This is a genomic window from Streptomyces sp. GS7 (assembly GCF_009834125.1).
Classification (GTDB): Bacteria; Actinomycetota; Actinomycetes; order Streptomycetales; family Streptomycetaceae; genus Streptomyces.
The window spans coordinates 5,692,854-5,709,955 of record NZ_CP047146.1 but is presented as its reverse complement, the minus strand read 5'-3'; the positions used below and the strand labels follow the sequence as shown (position 1 = coordinate 5,709,955).

At 71.7% G+C, this 17,102-nt stretch carries 17 protein-coding genes and 1 pseudogene; 5 read left to right on the top strand and 13 right to left on the bottom strand.

Features of this window, described 5'->3' with window-relative positions:
- Positions 1-125: 125 nt before the first annotated feature.
- Positions 126-1,733, top strand: a complete 1,608-nt coding sequence (locus GR130_RS24815; protein WP_159506760.1) for an alpha/beta hydrolase — start codon at positions 126-128, stop codon at positions 1,731-1,733.
- Between the two features lie 114 nt (positions 1,734-1,847).
- Here the strand turns inward: GR130_RS24815 and GR130_RS24810 are convergent, their stop codons facing one another.
- Together GR130_RS24810 and GR130_RS24805 are read right to left on the bottom strand one after the other, a co-directional pair.
- On the bottom strand, positions 1,848-2,678 hold the full coding sequence (locus GR130_RS24810; protein WP_159510190.1) for a TIGR02452 family protein: 831 nt from the start codon (positions 2,676-2,678) through the stop codon (positions 1,848-1,850).
- Between the two features lie 101 nt (positions 2,679-2,779).
- Positions 2,780-3,493 (bottom strand): lysophospholipid acyltransferase family protein, encoded by a 714-nt coding sequence (locus GR130_RS24805; protein ID WP_159506759.1) that lies wholly within the window; start codon positions 3,491-3,493, stop codon positions 2,780-2,782.
- A gap of 305 nt (positions 3,494-3,798) precedes the next feature.
- On the opposite strand from GR130_RS24805, the gene GR130_RS24800 reads away from it, so the two are divergent.
- Positions 3,799-4,209, top strand: coding sequence for an SSI family serine proteinase inhibitor (locus GR130_RS24800; RefSeq protein ID WP_159506758.1), 411 nt, complete (start codon positions 3,799-3,801; stop codon positions 4,207-4,209).
- A gap of 25 nt (positions 4,210-4,234) precedes the next feature.
- Here the strand turns inward: GR130_RS24800 and GR130_RS39975 are convergent, their stop codons facing one another.
- The 5 genes from GR130_RS39975 to GR130_RS24780 all read right to left on the bottom strand — a co-directional run bounded on the left by GR130_RS39975 (position 4,235) and on the right by GR130_RS24780 (position 8,858).
- Positions 4,235-4,393 carry a hypothetical protein gene (locus GR130_RS39975; protein ID WP_201304983.1) on the bottom strand — a complete coding sequence of 53 codons (159 nt, stop codon included), beginning with the start codon at positions 4,391-4,393 and terminating at the stop codon, positions 4,235-4,237.
- A gap of 126 nt (positions 4,394-4,519) precedes the next feature.
- On the bottom strand, positions 4,520-5,479 hold the full coding sequence (locus tag GR130_RS24795; protein ID WP_159506757.1) for a cytochrome c oxidase assembly protein: 960 nt from the start codon (positions 5,477-5,479) through the stop codon (positions 4,520-4,522).
- Positions 5,480-5,623: 144 nt separating this feature from the next.
- The gene (locus GR130_RS24790) at positions 5,624-6,649 is read right to left on the bottom strand and encodes a 6-phosphofructokinase (protein ID WP_159506756.1); all 1,026 of its coding nucleotides are present in this window, start codon (positions 6,647-6,649) and stop codon (positions 5,624-5,626) included.
- Between the two features lie 200 nt (positions 6,650-6,849).
- Positions 6,850-7,581 carry a type 1 glutamine amidotransferase gene (locus GR130_RS24785; RefSeq protein WP_159506755.1) on the bottom strand — a complete coding sequence of 244 codons (732 nt, stop codon included), beginning with the start codon at positions 7,579-7,581 and terminating at the stop codon, positions 6,850-6,852.
- 38 nt (positions 7,582-7,619) lie between these two features.
- The gene (locus GR130_RS24780; RefSeq protein ID WP_159506754.1) at positions 7,620-8,858 is read right to left on the bottom strand and encodes a MurT ligase domain-containing protein; all 1,239 of its coding nucleotides are present in this window, start codon (positions 8,856-8,858) and stop codon (positions 7,620-7,622) included.
- Between the two features lie 186 nt (positions 8,859-9,044).
- Here GR130_RS24780 and def point away from each other — a divergent pair, with 186 nt between their 5' ends.
- Positions 9,045-9,599, top strand: coding sequence for a peptide deformylase (gene def, locus GR130_RS24775; RefSeq protein ID WP_159506753.1), 555 nt, complete (start codon positions 9,045-9,047; stop codon positions 9,597-9,599).
- Positions 9,600-9,645: 46 nt separating this feature from the next.
- Here def and GR130_RS24770 read toward each other — a convergent pair whose 3' ends face one another.
- Complete coding sequence (locus tag GR130_RS24770) at positions 9,646-10,353, bottom strand: TetR family transcriptional regulator (protein WP_236573433.1); 708 nt, start codon at positions 10,351-10,353, stop codon at positions 9,646-9,648.
- Between the two features lie 213 nt (positions 10,354-10,566).
- On the opposite strand from GR130_RS24770, the gene GR130_RS24765 reads away from it, so the two are divergent.
- Positions 10,567-11,793 (top strand): acyl-CoA dehydrogenase family protein, encoded by a 1,227-nt coding sequence (locus tag GR130_RS24765; protein ID WP_159506752.1) that lies wholly within the window; start codon positions 10,567-10,569, stop codon positions 11,791-11,793.
- Between the two features lie 240 nt (positions 11,794-12,033).
- Here the strand turns inward: GR130_RS24765 and GR130_RS24760 are convergent, their stop codons facing one another.
- The 4 genes from GR130_RS24760 to GR130_RS24745 form a co-directional block, all read right to left on the bottom strand.
- Positions 12,034-12,516, bottom strand: a complete 483-nt coding sequence (locus GR130_RS24760) for an iron chaperone (protein WP_159506751.1) — start codon at positions 12,514-12,516, stop codon at positions 12,034-12,036.
- 72 nt (positions 12,517-12,588) lie between these two features.
- A complete protein-coding gene (locus GR130_RS24755; protein WP_159506750.1) occupies positions 12,589-13,272 on the bottom strand; it encodes a glyoxalase in 684 nt (227 codons plus the stop codon).
- On the bottom strand, positions 13,272-13,811 hold the full coding sequence (locus GR130_RS24750; RefSeq protein WP_159506749.1) for a helix-turn-helix transcriptional regulator: 540 nt from the start codon (positions 13,809-13,811) through the stop codon (positions 13,272-13,274). The genes GR130_RS24755 and GR130_RS24750 overlap by 1 nt, the downstream gene beginning before the upstream one ends.
- 293 nt (positions 13,812-14,104) lie before the next feature.
- The gene (locus GR130_RS24745; protein ID WP_159506748.1) at positions 14,105-14,515 is read right to left on the bottom strand and encodes a VOC family protein; all 411 of its coding nucleotides are present in this window, start codon (positions 14,513-14,515) and stop codon (positions 14,105-14,107) included.
- 418 nt (positions 14,516-14,933) lie between these two features.
- Between GR130_RS24745 and GR130_RS24740 the strand changes: the two genes are divergently transcribed.
- Complete coding sequence (locus GR130_RS24740; protein ID WP_159506747.1) at positions 14,934-16,166, top strand: GNAT family N-acetyltransferase; 1,233 nt, start codon at positions 14,934-14,936, stop codon at positions 16,164-16,166.
- 254 nt (positions 16,167-16,420) lie between these two features.
- Here GR130_RS24740 and GR130_RS40920 read toward each other — a convergent pair.
- Positions 16,421-16,977 (bottom strand): annotated as a pseudogene (locus tag GR130_RS40920) (capsule biosynthesis protein CapD); the annotation flags it as partial.
- Between the last annotated feature and the right edge of the window lie 125 nt (positions 16,978-17,102).

Sequence of the window (17,102 nt, the reverse complement as noted above, 5' to 3'; positions counted from 1 at the left end):
CTACGGTCTGGTAAAGAAATTCTGGCCGAATCTGGTCAAGGAGGGGCAGGAGACGAAAGGATCGCCTTGTAACGCTGTGATCACCGCCGCGACTCGCGGCGCACCCTGCAGGGGGATCCCCACACATGAAACGAACAGCAGCGCTCGGAGCCGCCGGCACCCTGGTGTCGGGCGCGCTCATAGCCGGAGCGATCGCCGCGACGCCCGCCGCCGCGGGCGAGCCGCGGCCCGGCGGATCGGCCGAGGCGCGTGGCGTCCAGATCGCCGCCGCCCGCGCCGCCAAGGAAGGCGTCAAGTGGCAGGACTGTCCTGCCGCCTGGGGGTTCAAGGCCCCCGTCCAGTGCGGCTATGTCACCGTCCCGGTCGACTACGCCAAGCCCAACGGCCGCACCATCAAGCTCGCCGTCGACCGGGCCGTCAACACCGGCGGCCCCCAGAAGCGGCAGGGCTCGCTGGTCTACAACCCGGGCGGCCCCGGCGGTTCGGGGATGAGGTTCCCCAACCGCATCGCCACCAAGAGCCCCCTGTGGGTCAAGACCGCCCAGGCGTACGACTTCGTGGGCTTCGACCCCCGGGGCGTGGGCCACTCCGCACCGATCTCCTGCGAGGACCCGCAGGCGTTCGTCAAGGCCCCCAAGGCCGACCCGGTGCCGGGCAGCGAGGCCGACAAGCTCGCCCAGCGCAAGCTGGCGAAGGAGTACGCCCTCGGCTGCGCCGCGCACAGCCACGGCCTGCTGCCGTACATGACGACGGCGAACACCGCCCGCGACCTGGACGTGATCCGCGCCGCGCTCGGTGACAAGAAGCTCAACTACCTCGGCGTCTCCTACGGCACCTACCTGGGCGCCGTCTACGCCACGCTCTTCCCCGACCACGTCCGCCGGATGCTGGTCGACAGCGTGGTCGACCCCGCGCGCGAGAAGATCTGGTACCAGGCCAACCTCGACCAGGACATCGCCTTCGAGACCCGCTGGGGCGACTGGGAGAAGTGGGTCGCCAAGAACGACGCGACCTACCACCTCGGGAACACCCCCAAGAAGGTCCAGGCCGCCTGGGCGAAGCTGCGCGCCACCGCGAAGAAGAACCCCATCGGCGGCGTCGTCGGCCCCGCCGAGCTCACCGCCTTCTTCCAGAACGCGCCGTACTACGACTCCTCGTGGGCCGAGGTCGCCCAGGCATGGAGCGCGTACGTCGCCGGCGACAGCAAGCCGCTGATCGACAAGGCCGGACCGCACCTCGCCGACAAGGCCGCCAACATCACGGCGGAGAACGGCAACGCTGTCTACACCGCGGTCGAGTGCACCGACACCAAGTGGCCCACCAGCTGGCAGAAGTGGGACCGCGACAACACCCGCGTCAACCAGCGGGCACCGTTCATGACCTGGTCCAACGCCTGGATGAACCTGCCCTGCGCCAGCTGGCCGGTCAAGCAGCAGACCCCGGTCAACGTGACGACCGGCAAGGGCCTGCCGCCCGTGCTGATCGTGCAGAGCACCCGTGACGCGGCGACGCCGTACGACGGCGCCGTGGAGCTGCACAAGCGGTTCGCGGGCTCCCGGATGATCACCGAGCGGGGCGCCGGTTCGCACGGTGTCACGGGCCTGGTCAACCCCTGCATCAACAAGCGGGTCGACGCGTACTTCCTGGAGGGCAAGACGGACCCCAAGGACGTCACCTGCGCTCCGCACGCCACGCCCGTCCCGGGCAAGCAGGCGGCCAAGTCCGCCGGCTGACACCCACCGGGGGCGGCCGGGGAGACTCCCCGGCCGCCCCCGGCCTGTCCGGGGCAGGGCCGCACCGACCCCCGGTCCCGCCGCCTCGCCGCAGCAGCCGGGACGTCCCCGGCATCACACCGGAAACACCGCGCGGAAGGCATCCCTGGTGGGGGAGTCCGCCCGCTGGTCCAGCACGGCGAAGACCACCCGCCCGAACCAGCCGGCGAACCGGCCCCCGGGCAGCAGCGGCACCGCGAACGCCCGTGCCACATCGGCCGGTTCATTGCGGAACACCCCGCATCCCCAGGCACCCAGCACCAGTTGGCGGTACCCGCCGGCCGCCGCCACCTCCAGCACCCGCTCCGCGCGGACCGCCAGCGCCGCCGGCACCCGGCCCGCCTCGTCCGGCCGCTGCCGGGCGATCACCCCCGCGTTCGGCGCCGCCGACGTCAGGAACCCCGCCTCGTAGGGCACTTCGAGCAGCCGACCGCGGTCGTCGCGGAACACCGGCACACCGGGGGAGAGGATCACCCGGTCGCTGTAGAAAGGACTGGTCGCGGCCCGGTGCGCCGCATAGAACTCCGGGGCCTCGCGCACACAGCCGTACAGCGCCGACCCCCGGCACAGCGCCTCCTCCTGGGCCTGGGCGCCGCGGAGATAGCCGCCGCCGGGATTGCGCGCCGAGGCGAAGTTCAGCACCGCGACCGGGCCGTGCTCCGCGCCCGCCGCGGCCAGCCGCCGGCCGGCCGTCAGACTCCCTTCGCCCGTCACCTCGAACACCGTCCGCAGCCCCGGAGCCGGGCCCGGCACGGCCACCGCCTCCGGTCCGTACAGCCGGGTCCCGGCGCGCGCCCGCCGCACCGCCCCGGCGATCTCCACCAGCCGCCCGCTCGGCGCGCGGTACGCACCCGTCGCGACGATCCGCTCCGTCTCCTGCGCCATCCCGCGCAGCCGGGCGCTCATCGTCGGCACCCCGTTATCCGTTCGATCATGGAACTCACCGTACGGGCGGGCGCCACGCCCCGCGAACGGATATCCCCATCCGCCGTGCCGCGCGCGGGGGTTCAGCTCCCGCCGGAGCCCCGCCGCCCGTGGCCGCGCGCCTGCGCCGCGGCCTTCGCCTCGCCCGCGTACAGGTCCACGTACTCCTGGCCGGAGAGCTTCAGGATCGCGTACATGATCTCGTCGGTGACCGCCCGCAGCGCGGTGCGCTCATCCGACAGGCCCGCGTAGCGCGAGAACTCCAGCGGGGTGCCGAACCGGATGGTGATCCGCCTCGCACGCGGCAGCCGCCGCCCGGTCGGCTGCGCCTCGAACGTGCCGATCATCGCGCACGGGATCACCGGGACCCCGGTCCGGATGGCCATCGAGGCGACTCCGGTGCGCCCCTTGTAGAGCCGTCCGTCGTGCGAGCGGGTGCCCTCCGGGCAGATGCCCAGCAGCCGGCCCTTGCGCAGCACGGAGAGCCCCGAGGCGAGCGCCGCCTGAGAGGCGTGGCCCCCGGACCGGTCCACCGGGATCTGCCCGACGCCCCGGAAGAACGCCGCGGTCAGCCGTCCCTTGAGGCCGGGCCCGGTGAAGTACTCGGCCTTCGCCAGGAACGTCACCCGGCGCGGCACGATCGCCGGCATCACGAAGTGGTCGGCGAACGACAGATGGTTGCCCGCGATGATCGCCGCGCCCTCCTCGGGCACATGCTCCAGCCCCTCGATCCGCGGCCGGAACACCAGCCGCAGCAACGGCCCCAGCAGGATGTACTTCAGCACCTGGTAGAACACGGCGGCCCCCTATCCCATCCCGCGGGTCACCTGTGCGATCGCGTCGTGCCAGGTCACCGGGGATTTCCAGGGCCGTCAGTGTAGGCGCGGAAGCCGTTCTCCGTAACCGCGCCGGTCCGGATCGGCACCCTTCGGCCCGCGCCGGGCCGTACGGGCGACCGCACGGCGTGGCCGCTTGCGCACCGAAGCGCGGCGGGGTGCCCTGGGCCTGGGGCCGCCGGGCCCGCCGGCCCCGGTGATCGCCACCGCAGCGAGGCCACCGTCCCACCGAAGCCCCGATCCCCCGAACGCTCCAGGAGACCCCGATGCCCGTCAGCCGCCGACGCCGTACCTTCCGTGCCGCCGTGACGGTGGGCGTGGCCGCGGCGCTGTGCACCGCCCTCGGCGGTGCGTCGGGCGCCGCCGTGGACCGGGCCGGCGAGGGCCTGTTCCTGACGGTGTCCGGCTCCGACGACACCTGGATCCACGGGGTCCGGCTCACCTGCCCGGACACCCGCGGCAGCCATCCGCACGGGGCCGCCGCCTGCGACGCGCTGACCTCGGCCCACGGCGATCTGGACGCCCTGCGCGGCGAACCGCACGTCTGCACAAGGGAGTACGACCCGGTCGTCGTCGCCGCGTCCGGCACCTGGCGCGGTGAGCCGGTGGACTGGCACAAGGAGTACCCCAACGCCTGCACGATGGACGCCGCGACCGGCCCGGTCTTCCGCTTCTGACCCCGGTCCCGCTCCGGGACCGCGCTCAGACCCGCCGCGCGCCCACCACGCCGACCGTCACCAGCGCCAGCACCACCCACGCGAACCACAGCCGGCCGTCGCCGCCGAACACCACGGTGTAGGCGCTCGCCGCCACCAGCCCGCACACCGTGCACACGGTCATCGCCCTGGCAGATCCGGGCATACCCGCAACCTCCTCACGGACCGCCCGGGCGACAACGCCACGGGCCGCGACCCCGGGACCATCGTCCCCGGCCGCGGCCCGTGCCGCCAGATGACCTGCGGATCCGCGCTCCGCCGCGGTACCCCGTCACCGCCCCCGCGCGTTCAGCGAGGCGAGGTACGCGTTGTAGTCCGCCAGATCCCGGTCGCCGTTGCGCTCGGCGGCCCGGTCGGCGCGCTGCGACTGGCGCTCCTCGGACTTGTACCACTGGTAGACCAGCGCGATCAGCACCACCACGGACGGGATCTCGCTGAACGCCCAGGCGATCCCGCCCGCCGCCTGCTGGTCGGCCAGCGGCTCGATGCCCAGCGAGGCCGGCGGGTGCAGGAACGTGTCGACCATCGGCTCGGACGCCATCATCAGCGCGATCCCGAAGAACGCGTGGAACGGCATACCCGCGAACAGCTCCAGCATCCGCATCACGTAGCCAGGCCGGTGCGGGCCCGGGTCCACGCCCATGATCGGCCAGAAGAAGACCAGACCCACCGCGAGGAAGTGCACCATCATCCCGATGTGCCCGGCCCGGGACTCCATCAGGAGGTCGAACAGCGGGGAGAAGTACAGCGCGTAGAGGCTCGCGATGAACAGCGGGATGGTGAACGCGGGGTGTGTGATGACCCGCATGTAGCGGCTGTGCAGCAGCGCCACCAGGAGTTCGCGCGGCCCCTTGCGGCCCCGCCCCGCGGCCGGCAGCGCACGCAGCGCCAGCGTCACCGGCGCCCCCAGGAGCAGCAGGATCGGGGAGAGCATGCTGATGACCATGTGCTGGACCATGTGCACGCTGAACATCGCCATGCCGTAGTCGTTGAGCTTGGTGCACATCACGAGCGCGACGCTGACCACACCCAGCACCCAGGCGACGACCCGGCCCATCGGCCACGCGTCCCCGCGCCGCCGCAGCCGGATCACGGCCCAGCCGTACAGCGCCAGCCCCAGCAGGCAGCCGACGAGAAAGAACGGATCACCACCGAACTCCAGGCCCCGCCCCAGCGTGAACGGCGGCAGATCCATGTTCATGCCGTCCATGCCGTGCCCGCTGTGATCCATCCGCTCGCTCCTGATTCGTACCGGTACTCCGGCGACAAGCGTAGAGGCGCCCCCGGCCGATCCCACGGCCGGGGGCGCTTCGTCCAGTACTGGACTACTACGGGTGGATCGCCGCTCCTGCCCGGGGCGGGATCAGGGTGCCGGTCACAGCACGCACTCGGCCTCGTCGTAGCGCTCCGCGGGCACCGTCTTCAGGCTCTCCACGGCCTCCGCCAGCGGCACCAGCGTGATCTCGGTGCCGCGCAGCGCCGTCATCATCCCGAACTCCCCGCGGTGCGCGGCCTCGACGGCGTGCCAGCCGAAGCGGGTGGCCAGCACCCGGTCGTACGCGGTCGGCGTCCCGCCGCGCTGGACGTGCCCGAGGATGACCGGACGGGCCTCCTTGCCGAGCCGGCCCTCCAGCTCCAGTGACAGCTGCCGGGCCACACCGGCGAACCGCTCGTGGCCGTACACGTCCGTGCCGCCCACGTCGAACGACATGGTGCCCGTACGCGGCTTCGCGCCCTCGGCGACCACCACGATCGCGAACTTCTTGCCGGCTTCGAACCGTTCGGCGACCCGCGCGGTCAGCTCCTCGATGTCGAACGGCCGCTCCGGCACCACGATCGCGTGCGCGCCGGCCGCCATCCCCGAGTGCAGCGCGATCCAGCCGGTGTGCCGCCCCATCACCTCGACGATCATCACCCGCTGGTGCGACTCGGCGGTGGTCTTGAGCCGGTCCAGCGCCTCGGTCGCCACCCCCACCGCGGTGTCGAAGCCGAAGGTGACGTCGGTGACGGCGATGTCGTTGTCGATGGTCTTCGGGACGCCGACGATCGGCAGCCCGGCGTCCGACAGCAGCCGTGCCGCCTTGAGCGTGCCCTCGCCGCCGATCGGGATGATCGCGTCCAGACCCAGCTCGGCGACATGGCCGCGGGCCCGCTCGACGCCGTCCCGCAGATGGGCGGGCTGCACCCGCGACGACCCGAGGATGGTGCCGCCGCGCGCCAGGATGCCACCGACCGCGTCCAGGTCGAGCTTGCGGTAGTCGCCCTCCAGCAGGCCCTTCCAGCCGTCGCGGAAGCCGATCACCTCATCACCGTGGTCGGCGGTGGCACGGTGGACGACGGACCGGATGACGGCGTTCAGACCGGGGCAGTCGCCGCCGGAGGTGAGTACACCAATACGCATTGCTCGTAGAACCCTCTGCAACTCAACCGGAGGCCGGACCCCGTCGTCCGGTGGGAATCCCGCCCAGCCTACAAGCGCACGGCCACCCGGCACAGGGACGCCCGCACTGCGGACGCGCACCCACGACAACGCGGAACCGGCCGGATGCGGGGCATAACGCCCCGTATCCGGCCGGTTCCGCGCGGTGGTCGCCGGCCCGCTCAGGCGGTCTGCGCCGTCGCCGCCGCGATCCGCTCCTGGCGCAGCGCCTCGTACCAGGTGTCGTCGGCCGGCGGCAGCGCGTTGACGTCCAGCGCCAGCTTGATCAGCAGATCCGCGATATGCGGGTTGCGGGCCATCACCGGGCCGTGCATGTACGTACCGAAGACGGTGTCGTTCCACGCGCCCTCGTAGCCGTCGCCGACCCCGTTGCCGTTGCCGAAGCGCACCTTGGCGAACGGCCGGGCGGTCTGGCCCAGGTGCGTCACGCCCTGGTGGTTCTCGAAGCCGGTCAGCGGCGGCAGCCCCAACTGCGGGTCGATATCGGCCAGTACGTCACCGACGCACCGTTCGCCCTCGCCGCGGGTGCTCACCACGTCCAGCAGCCCCAGGCCCTGCTGCCGCTCGCCGAGGTCGTTGATGAACTCGTGGCCCAGGATCTGGTAGCCCGCGCACACCGAGAAGACGATCGCGCCGTTGGAGACCGCGCGGTCCAGGCCGCCGTCGCGGATCAGCCGTTCGGCCGCCAGCCGCTGCGGCCGGTCCTCACCGCCGCCGATCAGGTAGATGTCGCCGGAGGTGGGGATCTGCTGGTCGGACCGTACGTCCACCCGCTGGACGTCCAGACCGCGCTGGCGCGCCCGGCGCTCGACCACCAGCGCATTGCCCTGGTCGCCGTAGGTGCTCAGCAGGTCCGGGTAGATCCACACCAGGCGCAGACTGTTGTCACTCATGCTCGCTCGTCCTTGTCCGTGAGGTCGGTGGGATCGCACTAGTTGCCCACACGGCGGCGCAGGTCCTGGAAGGCCGTGTAGTTGGCGATGACCTCGATACGGCCGGGCGGCGCCACCCGTACCGCCTCGTCGAGGCTGTCGCACACCTGGAAGTCGAGCCCGGCGACCTCCAGGCGCACCGCCAGGTCCAGCTTGCGGTCACCGAGCACGAAGATCGGGTGCCCGGCCAGCCGGGTGTAGTCCACGTCCCACAGCCAGGAGGTGTCCGTGCCGTCCGCGCCGCGCGCGTTGACGGACATGATCACCGGGGTCGGCGGCCCGTCGATCAGCGAGAAGGTCTCCAGCCAGCCGGCCGGGTTCTTCGCCAGCAGCAGCCGCAGCTCCCGCTCCATGAAGCCGACCACGTCGTAGCGGCCGGCCACCGCCTGCACGGTGAACATCCGCTCCAGCGCGACCTGCGGCGGCACGCCGAAGGCGGCGGCGACGGCGGCGGAGGTGGTGGCGTTCGCCTTGTTGGCGCGGCCCGGCAGCTGGAGCTTGATCGGCCAGGCGCTGCCGTGCGGGTCGAGCACGTGGTCGCCGGAGAGCGCCCAGCTGGGCGTCGGGCGGCGGAAGCCGCACTCGGCGCAGAACCAGTCGTCGCCCGGCCGCTGCATCACACCGCCGCACGAGGGGCAGGACCAGGCGTCGTCCTTCCACTCCTGCCCGGCCGCAACCCACACCACGTTCGCGGACGACGAGGCCGCCCAGACGATCAGCGGGTCGTCCGCGTTGGCGATGATCAGGGCCTTGGAACCGGTCAGCCCCTCGCGCCACCGCTCGGCCAGCATCCGGGTCTCCGCGGCGCGGTCGAGCTGGTCCCGCGAGAGGTTCAGCAGCGCTATGGCCTTCGGCGTGACATCCCGTGCCACTCCCGCGAGGTACTTCTCGTCCACCTCGATGACGCCGTACTTGGCGTCCGAGCCGCCCGCCAGGGCGGAGGTGATCCCCGCCGGCATGTTGGCGCCGAGCGCGTTGGAGACCACCGGACCGCTGGCCCGCAGTGCCTCGGCGATCAGCCGCGTCGTGGTGGTCTTGCCGTTGGTGGCGGACACCAGGATCACGTCCAGATGCCTGGCCAACGAGGCCAGCAGGTCGGGGTCGAGCTTGAGTGCCACCCGGCCGCCGATCACCGATCCGCTGCCGCGGCCCGCCGCGCGCGACACCGCTGCCGCGGCCTTGCCGGCCGTCACGGCCAGCTTGGCCCGCGGCGACAGCGGCTCCGTGTTGCCTGCCATCGTCCTAGATCCTCCTTGCATCCGGCGCCCTCCTGGCCTCAGGCTGCCGGTGGAACGCCCCCTCCGTGGCCGACGGCCGGCCGGAGGCTTCGGTCGGGGATCAGCCTATCGAGATCCGGCGGCAGGCCCGAACTCCGCCACCTGTGTGACACCATCCGGTATGCCCCGGCCCGTACGCTGGGGCACATGCGCCACCGCACCATCCCCGGCAGTTCCGGCCGCGTCCGCCCCCTGCGCCTCCTCGGCGACCCCGCCCTCACCGGGCCCTGCGAGGACGTCACCGCCTTCGACGGCGAGCTGGCAGCGCTGGTCGAGGACATGTACGCGACAATGTACGCCGCCGAGGGGGTGGGACTGGCCGCCAACCAGATCGGCGTCCCGCTGCGGGTGTTCGTCTACGACTGCCCGGACGACGAGGAGCGCCGCCACCTGGGGCACCTCGTCAACCCCCGGCTCGTCGAGGCGGACGGCCCGGTCGTCCGCGGACCCGAGGGCTGCCTTTCGGTGCCCGGTATCGAGGCCGGCACACCGCGCCACGACCACGCCGTTGTGGAAGGGCTCACGGTCACCGGCGAGCCGGTGACCGTGACCGGCACCGGGTTCTTCGCCCGCTGCCTCCAGCACGAGTGCGACCACCTCGAAGGCGGCCTCTACCTGGACCGGCTCACCGGGTTCCGGCGCCGCCGGGCGCTGCGCGCGGCGGCGCGGTCCCCGTGGGCGGCGGGGACCGTCCCGGCATAGGGCAGGTCCCCGGTACGCCCGGTACGACACTGCTCCCCGGTACGGCTCAGAAGCCGGGGCCGTCCGCCAGGTCCCGGACGGTGGCCAGCTGGCCCCACAGCAGATCGGCCAGGTGGCGCACCAACTGCTCGCGGGAGCACGGGCGTTCGCGCAGCCACCAGTCCCCGGCGGCGTGCATCATGCCGACGATGCCGTGGCCCCAGACCCGGGCCCGCTCCGCGCCGTCCGACCCCAGGTCGAGCCGTTCGGAGATCACCGTGGCCAGCTCCTCGCCGAGCCGGCGCAGCAGGGGGGCGGAGTGCCGTCCCACGTCGAAGCCGGACTCCGACGGCATGTCCTCGTCCGCCGGGTGCATCAGGAAGCGGTAGACCTGCGGCCGGGCCTCGATGGCGACCAGATAGGCGTCGAGGGTGGCCTCCACCCGGTCCCGGCGCAGGACCGGGGCGTCCAGTGCGGTGCGCAGGTTGGCCAGCAGGGCGTCGGTGTGCCGCACGGCCAGGGCGCGGTAGAGCCCGCCCTTGTCGCCGAAGTGCCGGTAGAGGATCGGCTTGGTGATACCGGCCTCGGCGGCGATGGCGTTCATCGACGCCCCCGGGCCGTCGCGCAGCACGATGCGCTCGGCCGCCTCCAGGAGTTCCCGCCGTCTGCGCTCGGTCGCGGTCTGCTGCCGGTCGCTCTGCCCGGCCTCGCCGTGCGCGGTGCCGCTGTGTGTGGTGCCGCTGTGCGTGGTGTCGCTGTGCTCTTCGCTGTCCATGGTCGTGCTCCCCACCCTTGTGAATCCGTGGCGCTCGCGCAACGTAACACCCGAACTGCGCAAGGCCCGAACTCCGCGGCCGATTCGGACCGCGCTGCGGATGCCCTGCGGCGCCGGTTGGGTCGCGCGGAGGAGTTGACATTATCTACTGGCGAGTAACAGACTCGGGTTACCGCAAGTAACATCTGGCATGCGCGCACCACTGGAGGGGACATGGCCGAGTTCACCATGGAGCTCAACGACGAGCAGAAGGAAGTCCGTGACTGGATTCACGGCTTCGCCGCGGATGTCATGCGCCCCGCCGCCGCCGAATGGGACGAGCGCGAGGAGACTCCCTGGCCCGTCATCCAGGAAGCCGCCAAGATCGGGCTGTACTCCCTCGACTTCTACGCCCAGCAGTTCTTCGACCCCACCGGCCTCGGCATCCCCATGGCCATGGAGGAGCTGTTCTGGGGCGACGCCGGCATCGCGCTGTCCATCGTGGGCACCGGGCTCGCCGCCGTCGGCGTCCTGGCCAACGGCACCGAGGAGCAGATCGGCACCTGGGTCCCGCAGATGTACGGCGACCCCGATGACGTCAAGGTCGCCGCCTTCTGCTCCTCCGAACCGGACGCCGGCTCGGACGTCGCCTCGATGCGCACCCGGGCCGTCTACGACGGGGCCAAGGACGAGTGGGTGCTCAACGGCACCAAGACCTGGGCGACCAACGGCGGCATCGCCGGCGTCCACGTCGTGGTCGCCGTCGTCGACCCGGAGCTGGGCTCCAAGGGGCACGCCTCCTTCATCGTCCCGCCGAACACCCCGGGCCTCTCCCAGGGCCAGAAGTTCAAGAAGCACGGCATCCGCGCCTCGCACACCGCCGAGGTCGTCCTGGAGGACGTCCGGGTCCCCGGCCACTGCCTGCTCGGCGGCAAGGAGAAGCTCGACGAGCGGCTGGCCCGCGCCCGCGAGCGAGCCCGGAGCGGCGGCGAGCGCGTGAAGAACGCCGCGATGGCCACCTTCGAGGCTTCCCGCCCGGCCGTCGGCGCCATGGCCGTCGGCACCGCCCGCGCGGCGTACGAGGAGGCGCTGGAGTACGCCAGGACCCGCGAGCAGTTCGGCCGCCCGATCATCGACAACCAGGGCGTGGCCTTCCAGCTCGCCGACATGCGGACCCAGATCGACGCCGCCCGGCTGCTGGTCTGGCGCGCCTCGTGGATGGCGACCACCGGCAAGCCCTTCACCTCCGCCGAGGGTTCCATGTCCAAGCTCTACGCCAGCGAGGTCGCCAAGAAGGTCACCGCCCAGGCCGTCCAGATCCTCGGCGGCAACGGCTTCACCCGCGAATACCCGGTCGAGCGGATGCACCGCGACGCCGCCATCTACACGATCTTCGAAGGCACCAGTGAGATCCAGCGGCTGGTGATCTCCCGCACGCTGTCGGGAATGCCGATCCGCTGACACGAAGCACCTGCACGACGCGCATGGTCCGTGGTAAGACGCGCATAGTCCGCCGTGAAAGAACAAGGGCTCCACGCCACCTGGAGTGGGGCCCTTGGCCGTCTCCTGGATGTCGCATACCGCTGGTGGCAGAGATTTGGGAGATCGCTTTCGTGGGGGAGGAGAGAGTAGCGACATGCACAGCCGTTGTGCGTTCCCACTCCCCGACCTGCCCGGCGGCCTCCGGCCTCTCCAGCAACCTCAGCCCATCGCCTTCTTCACGAGCGCGCTGATGCGCTGTTCGTCGGCTGCGGTGAGTTCCTTCAGAGCGTAGGCGGTCGGCCACATGGCGCCGTCGTCGAGCGCCGCCTGGTCGCTGAATCCGAGCGTGGCGTACCTCGACGTGAACTTCTGCGCACTCTGGAAGTGGCAGACGACCTTGCCGTCTCTGGCGTAGGCGGGCATCCCGTACCAGAGCTTGGGCGTGAGGCCCGGTGCGGCGGCCTTGACGACGGCGTGGATCCGCTCGGCGAGGACCCGGTCCGCCTCCGGCATCTCGGCGATCTTCGCGAGCACATCCCGCTCCGCCGCCGCCTCCTTCTCCGCCCGCGAACCGCGCCGCACCGCCGCCTTCTTCAGCTCCTGCGCGTGCTCCTTCATCGCGGCCCGCTCCTCGGCGGTGAATCCGTTGTACTGCTCGGCGGCCGTGCCGGAGTTCTCGGCAGACGACTTCGTGTGCTGCATGGCAGATTTCCTCTCGTACGGGGATGAGCAGGCCGGGGCGGGAGTTGAGCGCCGGGAGGTCAGGGCCGGGAGTCAGGACGGTGCGGACGCCGTGGACGGCGCGGGGGTGAGCGGGGTGGCGGCCTCCCAGGCGAATCCGTCCGGGTCGGTGAAGGAGCCGGCGGTGCTGCCGAGGACGACGCGGTGCGAGCCGGTGCCGTCGGCGGGGACGCCGAGGTCCTTGGCCAGGCCGCGGCGCTTGTACAGCGCCAGCTTGACGGGGCCGGCCTCGCCGGAGGCGAACTCGGTGTACTTTCCGCCGAAGCTCCTGGCCACCGTCAAACCCCGGCCGACGTAGAACTGCTTGCTTGCCTTCATGTCCTCGACGCCGAGCAGGAGGACGATCTCGTCGATCTCGCGGGTGGCCGGGCCGGTGTCCTTCTTCGCCGAGGTCGCGACCTTCCAGATCGTCCCGTCGGGCGCCTGGACGACTCCGCCGTAGCCCCACAGAGACTTCGCGGCGGGCTTCAGCACCGTGGCGCCGGCGTCCACGGCGGCGCCGAGGAAGCTGTCGACGGAGGCCGGCTGGGACACCGTGAGCGCCAGGGTGAAGCCGCGGAATCCGGTGGAGTGCGCCTCGGACGCCCGCAGGCGTATGTGCATGTCCACTCCGAGGGCGGTGGAGAAGCGGTGGGCGGCCTCGGGATCGGCCACCTCAAGGGTGACGGATGCGAGGTGCGCGGTGGATGCGGTGGAAGTGGTGATTGCCATGGCCATCACGCTAGGGGCCGCTCGGCGGCCGGGGCTTCTCGATTCCTGACCGGTCTGGTCACCTGCTTCGCCACACACGCCGGCATCCCCTCCACCGTGACCGCAGGCCCCGCATCACCGGCCGCACCTGCGGCATCGGCACGGTCGGCCGCCCCATGCGCCCCATGCGCCCCATCCGCCGCGCGGCGCCGGAAGGCCCCGGGCGACATGCCGACCAGCTCGGTGAAGCGGGTGGTGAACGTGCCCAGGGACGCGCAGCCGACCGCGAAGCAGACCTCGGTGACGCTGAGATCGCCCCGCCGCAGCAGCGCCGTCGCGCGCTCGATGCGACGCGTCATCAGGTACGCGTACGGCGACTCGCCGTAGGCGGCCCGGAACTGCCGACTGAGGTGCCCGGCGGACATGTTCACGCCGCGGGCGAGTGCCTCCACGTTCAGCGGCTGTGCGTACTCCCTGTCGATCCGGTCGCGGACGCGGCGCAGCCGCGCGAGATCGGTCAGGCGCTGCGCCTCGACGCGTGCACGGCGCCACTCGGGCTGGCACATGGCAGAACTCCCCTTCCCTTCTTGCCTCTTCCACTTCCGTCGACGCCTACGAGCGCTTGGGGCGCTTGCCGGGACAAGGCCCCCCGGGCGCTCGGTGATGAGGACCGGCGCGCCGGAGCCGAGCAGCCGGTCGCGCCTCTGCCGGACGGCAGCGGAACGGACTCCGGGCCCCTGTCCGATGCGGACGCGGCCCCGGTGGGCGGCCGGCGGGGCGGACACCGCGGCACGGTGCGCCGCCTTCTTCGCAGGTGGTCGCGGTGCCGACCGGCACGGCCGCAGCGCCGTCCGCAGGTTCAGCGCAGCTCCTGGATGCGGACCAGGTTGCCCGCGGGGTCGCGGAAGGCGCAGTCACGGTTGCCGTACGGCTGCTCGGTCGGCTCCTGGACGACCTCGGCGTCACCGGCCTGCGCCTTCTCGAACGTGGCGTCGAGGTCCGGGGTGGCCAGCAGGATCCAGCCGTAGGTGCCCTTGGCCATCATCTCGGCGATGGTGCGGCGCTCGTCCTCGGTGACTCCAGGGTCGGCGGCCGGCGGCGCCAGAAGGATCGACGTGTCGGGCTGACCGGCCGGACCGACCGTGATCCAGCGCATCCTGCCCTGACCGACATCGCTGCGGACCTCGAAGCCGAGGACGTCGCGGTAGAAGGCGAGCGACGCGTCCGGATCGTCGTGCGGCAGGGAACTCGTGTGAATGGTGATGTCCATGACGAGAAGGCTAGAACCGGCTCCGTGTGCCGCGCTTCTCGATTCCTGATCGATCCGACCACGTCCCCTGCCCCTCCTCCCGGTCTGGCCGGAAGCTGCCCCAGCACGGACACCAGCCCGCCACCCGACCCCACCCCACCCCACTCACCCCACCCCACTCACCGCACCACCGGTTGCCCGTCCGGACAGGTTGACCAGGCCCTGCCGGTGCGGGACGGTCATCGCGCAACCATGCGCAACCGTGTGCAACCGACTCGACACACGAGGCGGCGATGGGCAGTTGGCGGATTGACCCACTCGTCGACAGTTCCACCGCGGGCTCAGCCGTAATTCTCTTGACCGGGCCATGGGGCAACGCTGCACTGTGGCGGGTCACCATGAATCGTGGTGCCGGTATCCCGGGGAGGCAGCGGCAGCTATGGAGATCCGTCCGACGACCGACAAGGATCTCGACGTCTTCGTCGACACACTTCATGCCGCGTTCGGGCGCTTCCCGGAAACCCCGGCCGAGGGTGGCGGCGGGGTCTGGTGGTCGGCGCTCGAAATGGACCGCAACCTGCTCGCCATGGCGGCGGACGGGCGGCCGGTCGGCACCGCCGGTGCGTACTCCTTCGAGCTCACCCTGCCCGGTGAGATCCTCGCCCCGGCCTCCGGGGTGAGCGCCGTCGGTGTCCTGCCCTCGCACCGACGCCAGGGCGTGCTCAGCGCGATGATGCGGCATCAGCTCACCGAACTCCGGGCCCGAGGGGAGTTCCTCTCCGTACTGCTGGCCTCCGAGGCCCTGATCTACGGCAGGTTCGGCTACGGACCGGCGACCTACACACAGCGGCTGACGGTGCCACGCCACCAGGCCGCCTTCGCCTTCCCCCGGGCGCGCGGAACGGCCGGCGCCGTGGCGACCGGTTCGGACACCGGCACGGTCCAGCTGCTACCGCGTGCCGAGTGCGGCGAGATCCTGGAAGAGGTCTACGACCGGTACCGCCGCGCACAGCCCGGCGCGTTGTCCCGGCCGCACCGCTGGTGGGCCTTGGGCGCGGGGCAGCCCCCGGTCTCTCCGGCGCCGCGCCGCGTCGCCGTACACCGTGACGCCGACGGAGCCCCGAACGGGTACGCCAGCTACTCGGTCGAGTCCGGCACCCTGACGGTCGACGAGACCATCGCCACCGACGACGCCGTCTTCACGGCCCTGGCCCGGTTCGTGCTCGGACACGACCTCGTCACCCAGGTCGTGTTCAAGCACGTCCCGCCCGAGCACCCGCTGCGCTGGCAGCTCGCGGACCTCCGCGCCGGCCAGGTGAGCGACGGCACCGACTGGCTCTGGGTGCGGCTGCTGGACGTCCCACGCGCGCTGACCGCGCGCGGCTGGTTCACGGACGGCGAACTCGTCCTCGACGTCGACGACCCGTTCCTCGGCGAACACGGCCGCTACCTGCTGACCGTCCAGGACAGCAAGGCCGACTGCGTCCCGACGGACCGGGAGCCCGACCTGTCCCTGGACGTGAGCGACCTGGGCTCGGTCTACCTCGGCGGCACCGCCCCGAGCACGCTCGTGCGTGCCGGACACATCCGGGCCCACCGCCTGGGCGCTGCCACCCTCGCCGACGCCCTCTTCCGCGCCGAGCGCTCCCCGCACTGCCTGCACTGGTTCTGACCGCGCGCTCGCCGACGCTGCACAGTTCTCGTTCGACCGGCTGAGCTTCAACGGCACCATCATCGAAACCCGCACCGCCTCCCACCGTTGGCCGGCCCCGGCCGCCAGGGGGAGGGCCTGCCAAGACGGGCTGACCTCTGATGCCATGGCCTCGACGGCCGGCCACCCTCTGACGGGTTGTCGGCCTTCCCCCTCTCGGCATACACGCGAGCGTCCCAACTGAGCCCGCGTGAGTGTGCTCCGGGACGGGTGCCTCAGCGGAAGGCTGCGGCATTCTCCGAAACCCACTGGTGGAACGGCCTGGCAGGGGATCCGGTGACCCTTGGGACCGTGTCGCGCACGGTTGCAGTTCGTAGTTGACGTCCCCGCCTGTCACCTCCAGCACCGCATCCGCGGCCTCGGCTCGGCTCCCAGGAACGTGGACATGTGCCGGTGAGCCTCCTCCCCGCCGATCTGCGCAACGGGCACCTCCCGTCCCAACGCCGCCCCGATGGCCTCAACTTGCTGCCGGGCCGTCACCCGCTCCGGACCAGTCAGCGCATAACGTCTGCCCCTGGTGACCGGGCTCGGCCAAAGCCACTCGCGCCACCGCCGCAATGTCCGCAGGGTGAATCGTGGGCAGCCCGGCGTCCGCACACGGCACGCGGACCGTTTGGTGCTGGCGGGTTGACGCCGCCCACCACAGGGCGTTCGAGGCGAACTGCGTTGGCCGCAGAACCGTCCAGGCCATGCCGCTGTCCTTGAGCAGCCGCTCGACGGCCATGTTCTCGCGGGTGGGGCCCAGATGCGGATGTGTCTGGACGGTGATGGACCTCCCGGGCACCGGGACCGGCGAGCGGGTCCAGGGCGGAGCCGAGCAGGCCCTCACTCCGCCTGCGTTCGGGTGGGGCGACCCTCCCGGCGCTCCGAGTCAGGCCGTGAGCCATCATTGCCGCT

Bases quoted from the DNA above. Each gene is read 5' to 3' on its own strand.
- GR130_RS24815 (WP_159506760.1), top strand. From the start codon at position 126: ATGAAACGAACAGCAGCGCTCGGAGCCGCCGGCACCCTGGTGTCGGGC.
- GR130_RS24810 (WP_159510190.1), bottom strand. From the start codon at position 2,678: ATGAGCGCCCGGCTGCGCGGGATGGCGCAGGAGACGGAGCGGATCGTC.
- GR130_RS24800 (WP_159506758.1), top strand. From the start codon at position 3,799: ATGCCCGTCAGCCGCCGACGCCGTACCTTCCGTGCCGCCGTGACGGTG.
- GR130_RS39975 (WP_201304983.1), bottom strand. From the start codon at position 4,393: ATGCCCGGATCTGCCAGGGCGATGACCGTGTGCACGGTGTGCGGGCTG.
- GR130_RS24795 (WP_159506757.1), bottom strand. From the start codon at position 5,479: ATGGATCACAGCGGGCACGGCATGGACGGCATGAACATGGATCTGCCG.
- GR130_RS24790 (WP_159506756.1), bottom strand. From the start codon at position 6,649: ATGCGTATTGGTGTACTCACCTCCGGCGGCGACTGCCCCGGTCTGAAC.
- GR130_RS24785 (WP_159506755.1), bottom strand. From the start codon at position 7,581: ATGAGTGACAACAGTCTGCGCCTGGTGTGGATCTACCCGGACCTGCTG.
- GR130_RS24780 (WP_159506754.1), bottom strand. From the start codon at position 8,858: ATGGCAGGCAACACGGAGCCGCTGTCGCCGCGGGCCAAGCTGGCCGTG.
- def (WP_159506753.1), top strand. From the start codon at position 9,045: ATGCGCCACCGCACCATCCCCGGCAGTTCCGGCCGCGTCCGCCCCCTG.
- GR130_RS24770 (WP_236573433.1), bottom strand. From the start codon at position 10,353: ATGGACAGCGAAGAGCACAGCGACACCACGCACAGCGGCACCACACAC.
- GR130_RS24765 (WP_159506752.1), top strand. From the start codon at position 10,567: ATGGCCGAGTTCACCATGGAGCTCAACGACGAGCAGAAGGAAGTCCGT.
- GR130_RS24760 (WP_159506751.1), bottom strand. From the start codon at position 12,516: ATGCAGCACACGAAGTCGTCTGCCGAGAACTCCGGCACGGCCGCCGAG.
- GR130_RS24755 (WP_159506750.1), bottom strand. From the start codon at position 13,272: ATGGCCATGGCAATCACCACTTCCACCGCATCCACCGCGCACCTCGCA.
- GR130_RS24750 (WP_159506749.1), bottom strand. From the start codon at position 13,811: ATGTGCCAGCCCGAGTGGCGCCGTGCACGCGTCGAGGCGCAGCGCCTG.
- GR130_RS24745 (WP_159506748.1), bottom strand. From the start codon at position 14,515: ATGGACATCACCATTCACACGAGTTCCCTGCCGCACGACGATCCGGAC.
- GR130_RS24740 (WP_159506747.1), top strand. From the start codon at position 14,934: ATGGAGATCCGTCCGACGACCGACAAGGATCTCGACGTCTTCGTCGAC.